Genomic DNA, 6,386 nt, shown 5'->3' with positions numbered 1-6,386 from the left:
CGAGGCAATGACAAGCGAAACCGTGACGCCGGCCGAGGGACCGTCTTTGGGGATAGCCCCCGAAGGAAAATGGATATGGATATCGAAATTGTCAAAATCATTATGGTCGATGCCGAGAATGTCGGCCCGGGCGCGGACATAACTATGCGCCGCCTGGATTGATTCTTTCATCACTTCCCCGAGTGAGCCGGTGGTGATGACTTCGCCGCTGCCTTTCATCCGCAGCCCTTCTATCATCATCAGTTCTCCCCCCATACCGGTCCAGGCAAGGCCTATGGCAACGCCGATTTCCGGCTTCTTTTCCGGCTTTTCGGGGATAAACTGCGGCGTCCCGAGGAACGACTCGACCGTCTTCTCATTGACTGTCCAGATTTTGTTGAGTCGGGAGGCTTTTTCCTTGGCGACATGGCGGCAGATTCGCTCCAGTTGACGGCGGAGATTGAGCAAACCGGCCTCGAGGGTGTAACTGCGGATTATTTTTTTGAGACCGTTGTCGGTGAAGTTAATATCTCTCTTTTTCAGTCCGTGCGCCGTCAGGACTTTGGGGATAATATATTTTCGGGCGATATGGATTTTCTCTCGTTCGATATATCCGGGCAGCTCAATGATTTCAAAGCGATGCGCCAGCATTTCCGGGATACCGTCAATCGATTTCACGGCGCAGATGAAAATGGCGCGATGCAGGTTTATCGGCAGACCGATGTAGTTATCGAGGAAATGGCCGTTGAGTCGCGGGTCAATCGCCTCCAGGAGCGACATCGGCAGGGCGGTATTGGCATCCTGCGCGAAATACTCGATATCTTCAATGAAGACGACCGGGTCGGAGACGCCGGCATCGCGCAGGGTGCGAATGATAATGCCGGGAGCGGCACCCAGGAAATTGCGGGCGGAGCCTTTGATATCGGAAATATCAATCATCCCGCCGACAGAGATACGGATGAATTTTTTTCCGAGGGCACGGGCGATGGCGCGCGCCAGTGAGGCTTTACCGGTGCCGGGAACGCCGGCGATACAGAGCACGGAGCCTTCGCTGACTCCCCCGGAGAGCTGCCGCACCGCCAGCCGCTCCAGTATCTGTTTCTTTATCTGCGGGGAACCGTAATATTCTTCGTCAATCTCCTCTTCCACCTGCCGCAGGTTATAATCTTCCGGAGAGAATATATTCCAGGGGATATTCATCAGCCAGTCAAGATAGAGTTTGGTGGCGCCATATTCGGCGGAAGCGGTGGAAAGGTGGCTGAGGCGGTCGATTTCTATCAGGGCGCGGTCGCGCACATCCGGAGGGAGATTCCGGTTCTTCTTTATCTCATTGCGCAGCTGCTGGGCGATTTTGTCTTCAATGAACTCTTCCCCCAACTGGCGTTTGATTTCATAGAGCTGCTGCCGAAGGTATGACTTGCGCTGCTCGTTGACCGCGCGTTCATCGACATTCTTTTTTACTTCATAAAGAACCCGGGCTCGCTCCAATTCATTTTGAAGAGCCTGGAGTAACTCGGTCAGGCGGGCATCGATGCGATAGGCTTCAAGAATCTTTTGCTTGGTTACAAGCGGCAGATGGAGAGCGGCGGCGACTTTGTCGGCAAACCGTCCCGGGTCACCAAGGTTGAATTTCAAGACATAAGAGAGCTCATCAGAATAAGAGGGGTCGATTTTGGTGATTTCTTCCAGTATCGCAATCAGCTGGCGGGTCAGGTCGGCCGCTTTTTCCGGCGATGCGGGAGTTTCATTGACATATCCAATAGTTCCGGTAATGTAAGGAGCCTTCTGGCGGATTTTCTCCAGCACGATTCGCGCCGCCCCCTCAAGTGAGATTATTTTCGAACCGGCCGGTCCGTCCTTAATGGAGATGATATGAGCCGCAGTGCCGACCCGGCAAAGGTCCACCTCCCTGACATCCGATTCCCCGCGAGGAGAATAGACCACCGCGACCAGATGGTCATGAGCCGAATTCTCCTGAATAAGGGCGATATTCTCGGGGCGTCCTACCTGAAGCGTAATCACCTCGCCGGGAAAGAGAATAACCGTTTTAGCCGGGATTACCGGCAGAGTTATCTTCTGGTCTGCCGCCTTGATCGGTATTCTCTGGCCGCCTTTAAGTGTCATCCGGATACCCTTTTCCATTCCTATCGGTTTAATTTATATATACTTAAACCGTGGGATAAGTCAAGATGGCTCCGGTTTTTCGGCGATCTCTGCTTTCCGGCAATCTTTTTCTCAACTTACCTTTTTCAGAGTCAACTCCTCCGCAATATGGCGTAACTCATAGTCTGGATGAGACTTAAGGTTTTCCAGATTGAGGCTTATCCTGGCTGGCTCAATATCGAGGCGGTAATACCCGAGGCGGTTGTTTTCGAAGATCTGCCAGGGGTGGTTTCCGCCGGCGCCGGCATTTATCTCCTGCTTGAGCCGGTAAAGATAGCGCGCCTGATTGAAGCCGACCTCGATATCATCTTTGTATGCCCATCCTTCCCCGCCTGCGGCGGGCGACAGGCGGGCATACGCCAGTTTGACCAGATACTTGAACGACTTGCCGGTCAGGCGAATCGGGAAGCCGTCGATTCTAACCAGGTATCGCTCCCCCTGGTAGGAGCCATCGAGTTCCAGCAGAGCCGGACGGAATCCGGCGGCGCCGAAAGCGGCAGCCGGGTGATATCCGGCGACCGAATTGAGAGGGGTGATTCTACCCATATTATCCTCCTCTATTAGGGATTGTAATCTCTCTATGATTTTGTCTCGTTTACTTTCCGGTTTGATAAGGGGGGCCAGCTGCTCGGGGGGAAGCTGCCGCAGGTCGTCCGGGCGGGCGATATTATTCTGGCGCAGCAGCGAGAAATCGGCGCGGGTGAGGATATCGCCGAAGCGATAATGGAGGTCGCGCCGGTCGGGGAGAATCCCGAACTGCACCGAGAAAGCATCTTCTTCGAGACGTTGCGGCAGTGGGGAATCGGCATTCTCGGCATGGAGAATAGCGGCGAGGGTTATCAGGAGCCAGGAGGCGGTCTCCGCCAGATGGATAATCTGCCCGTGGTGCAACTGGTATCTCGGCTCCAGCCGCTCCACCGGTATCTCCCGCGCCCATTCGCTCAGAAGAAAGGTGGCTTTCAGGACAGCGGCGGTGTGATAATCGATGCCGCCGGCATTTTCCTCCGGGAGAATTACCATATCCGCGATATAATCGTGGAACTGCTGATGCAGGACCGATTCATAGAGCCGCTGGCGATATTCGAAGCGACTGAGCCCGGCGGCGGCGATATCAAAATCAGGGGCGGAAAGCGCCAGAGCGAGCCAGCCGACCAGGGTCTGCGGAACGCGCCGGGCGAGAAGTTGCCGGTAGTGGCAGTAACCGGAGAAGGTCAGCCCTTTCTCCGCCACGGCTCGTCCCAGCGGGGTAACAGCCCCGGAGGTATCAAGCAGTTTTTCTTTCAGAAGCCGCTGACACGCTGTCTCACAGGAGACGTCATCAATGACGGCGCCCTGCTGGGCGCCGAAGAGAGCGCCGAGAGCGCGCTGCCGAGAGAGCGGGTCAACTCCCAGCCCGGAAGCGATGAGGTCAAGAAGAATATCTTCGACCGGATATGCCGACAACCGCGAGCGAAGAGCCTCCCGGGCGCCGGTCTCGATATAATTCGACCAGAGCACCTCCTGCTCAAATTCGGAATCAGCCAGGATAACGGCTCTTCCCGGCTTCTCCCCCTCGGCAAGACCGAACCGTCCGGCGCGCCCGGTGATATTGCGGAATTCCGAAGCGGTTATCGGAACCAGCAACGGGCGGCCGCCAAAATCGCCGGAGCGGTATTTCATAGTCTCCAGAAGAACCATCTCGGCCGGAAGATTGACCCCCATCGCCAGGGTGGTGGTGGAAAAAATAACTCTGATTTCGCCGCTGAGATACCCCTGCTCGACCGCCTTGCGCTGCGCCGGAGTGAGGTCGGCGTTATGAAAAGCAACGCCGCGCGATAGAGTCTGCCGGAGAGCCCGTATCAGAAAACTCGGCTCCTCTTCCTCAACCTGCGCCAGAGTCGCTCTGGCTTCACCCCAGTTGGCCGCCGCGGCCAGTTTGAAAGCGGCATTAATAGTATCCCGCCGCGACTTGAGAAAAACCAGCTTGCGGCGGGGGTCATCACGAAGGAAATCAAGAAGACTCGCGGTCAAGCCCTCGCGGTCGGATTGCAGCGGGAAAGCTTCATCCCCTTCGATGCCGGTGTTGAAACTGCGGTAATGGAAATTTCCGCCAACGGCGATTCCCTGCAGAAGGTCAACGGGGCGAGTCGATTCTTTGATAAGACGGCAGTTCAGCCAGCGTGCCAGGGCAGTTTCGTCGTCAAGGACAGCTGAAAGCGCCACCAACCGGGGGGTATAACCGGATGCGATGACCTTGGCAAGAGCCATCTCCAGCTCCGGTCCCCGCTCGGGGTCCCCCAGCATCTGGATTTCATCAACGACAATCAGGCCGAGTTGTTGAAGAATATCGAGCTGGGCGGTCAACAGGCGATTGAATTTTTCATAGATGGCTAAAGCGAGGTCGAAATCTCCGAACTGGAAGGGGGCATCATTCTCAGGATGGTCAGCCGTAACAATCAGAATTCTTATGCCGAGTTGCTGATAGCAGGCGCGGAAGTGATGATATTTTTCTTCAGCAATCGATTTGAGGGGGAAAAGCATGACCGCTTTGCGGCGGCGAAGAAGCGCCGCGATAGCCGCGATTTCGCCGCAGAACGATTTGCCGGAGGAGGTCGGAGCCGATATCAACAGATGAGGCAGCACCGCGCCGGGAGCGCTCTCCAGCAGTCCCCCGCGGATAGCCTTCTCCTGAAGCGGCAGAAGATATTCCCCCTGCCGCTTAGCCCAGGCATCGAGGAGAAGCTCCGGTATATTATATTTGAGCAACTCGCGCAGACGCATCATCTATCTCCTTCCGTCGAAGCCGGCATAAAGTCGCCTTCACTCGCAACTTCCCAAGCCGCAGAGCGGGCAGGAAAAGCAGGTTCCAAAGCGGACCAGCGCTATTCCGCAGTCGGGACAATGGGGAGCAGCGACGCCTGGCGCCGACCTTTCGCTCGAAACGAGAGCCATCGGGATATCTGATTCCGGGAAAAAAGAAAAATCGCTCTTCTCAAACTTCAGCATTTTAATCTCCTTCTTGGATTATTATCGACGCAAAAGCAAAATACTGCACATTTGTGCAGTTGTCAAGATATTTTTTCTTTTTTATGGTCACTTCTTGCGCTATTACCAGATATGAACAATTTCGCCGGAAGGTATACAATATATTGATGGACATAGGCTTCCGGATACAAGAAAAAGACCAGACGAAATCAGAAGGGAAAATTCAGAATAAAGTGGAGCAATCCAGTTCCCGATAATGAGAATAAATCGAGTTGAAAAGACTCAATCAGATGCAGATTCGAAATCAGGGAAAGGAGAAGGAATGAAACAGTCAATTCGCTGGATCGGTCTGGCAATAGCAGGTTTGGCGCTTCTGGGGGGGTGCTCGGAATCATCGCTCACCGGCGACGGAAGCAACTTTCTTATGGTCTCATTTCAGGATACCGCCCCACTTGACCCGCTGTACAAAGCGAGCGCCGTGGAGCAGGTAAAAGTGACCGAAGCCAGGATAGTAATCGGTCGCATTCAATTGGAGGGCAGCGGAAATCCGTTCAATTTCCGGACGCCGGAACATGAGCCGCTCATTGTCAATCTTGACTTGAATGGCAATTTTCATGATGTCGGCATAGTCCCGCTGCAGCCGGGAACCTACGACCGCTCTCTCTTCCGTATAGAGAAACTAGAAGTCGCCGATTCTTCCGTGTACAACGCCAATCCGGAGATGCAGGATTTGAGTATCCGTATTGAGGGGTATCTCAATGGCGACCCTGACAACACTTTCGTATTCACCAGCGAGCTTGATGAAGAGCAGCAGCATCAGTTCGACCCGGTAACATACGTAGCCGGGAGCGCCTATCACTTGGTCTTCCGCTTTGACCACCGTAATTGGTTCAGCGACGGCGAGGGCGGTTATATAGACCCCAATGAGGCGCAGATTGCCTCCTCGCGGTCAATAGTCGAAGAGAATATAAAAGACGGTTTTGACGTATATCAGCCGTAAGATGGCTTTAACGATTACAGGGGTCTCGCGTTGCGCGAGACCCCTTTATTTTTTGGCTTCAATGCAGTACTTTGCGGCAATGAAAGCGCCTGCCGCAAAGAGAGAATTTTTGGTACTGCTGGCCGGAATCCTCTGGCTAATAGTCGGGAGCGTTTTGATAGTCGCTGGCGTCAGCTGGCTGGAGGAATTCAACTCTCTGGCGGTCATTTCTGTCCTGGCGGCAACAGTTGCCGGAGCGGCGATTGCGCATTTCGGATTCTCCCCCCTTGCCCGCAAGAAT

At 54.5% G+C, this 6,386-nt stretch carries 5 protein-coding genes; 2 read left to right on the top strand and 3 right to left on the bottom strand.

Features of this window, described 5'->3' with window-relative positions; genetic code table 11:
* The 3 genes from AB1690_09930 to AB1690_09920 all read right to left on the bottom strand — a co-directional run.
* Nucleotides 1–2,103 (bottom strand): S16 family serine protease (locus AB1690_09930; GenBank protein ID MEW6015630.1); only part of this gene is annotated, 2,103 nt, incomplete at its 3' end.
* 111 nt (nucleotides 2,104–2,214) lie between these two features.
* Nucleotides 2,215–4,905 carry a DEAD/DEAH box helicase gene (locus AB1690_09925; GenBank protein ID MEW6015629.1) on the bottom strand — a complete coding sequence of 897 codons (2,691 nt, stop codon included), beginning with the start codon at nucleotides 4,903–4,905 and terminating at the stop codon, nucleotides 2,215–2,217.
* A 36-nt stretch (nucleotides 4,906–4,941) separates the two neighbouring features.
* A complete protein-coding gene (locus tag AB1690_09920) occupies nucleotides 4,942–5,127 on the bottom strand; it encodes a hypothetical protein (GenBank protein MEW6015628.1) in 186 nt (61 codons plus the stop codon).
* Between the two features lie 301 nt (nucleotides 5,128–5,428).
* On the opposite strand from AB1690_09920, the gene AB1690_09915 reads away from it, so the two are divergent.
* The gene (locus AB1690_09915) at nucleotides 5,429–6,106 is read left to right on the top strand and encodes a hypothetical protein (protein ID MEW6015627.1); all 678 of its coding nucleotides are present in this window, start codon (nucleotides 5,429–5,431) and stop codon (nucleotides 6,104–6,106) included.
* A gap of 79 nt (nucleotides 6,107–6,185) precedes the next feature.
* Nucleotides 6,186–6,386, top strand: a 201-nt coding sequence (locus AB1690_09910; protein MEW6015626.1) for a hypothetical protein, incomplete at its 3' end; no start/stop codon positions are given.

Source organism: Candidatus Zixiibacteriota bacterium, assembly GCA_040753495.1.
Lineage (GTDB): Bacteria > Zixibacteria > MSB-5A5 > GN15 > PGXB01 > DYGG01.
The sequence above is the reverse complement of the archived record's forward strand: the minus strand, read 5'-3'. Positions and strand labels throughout refer to the sequence as shown.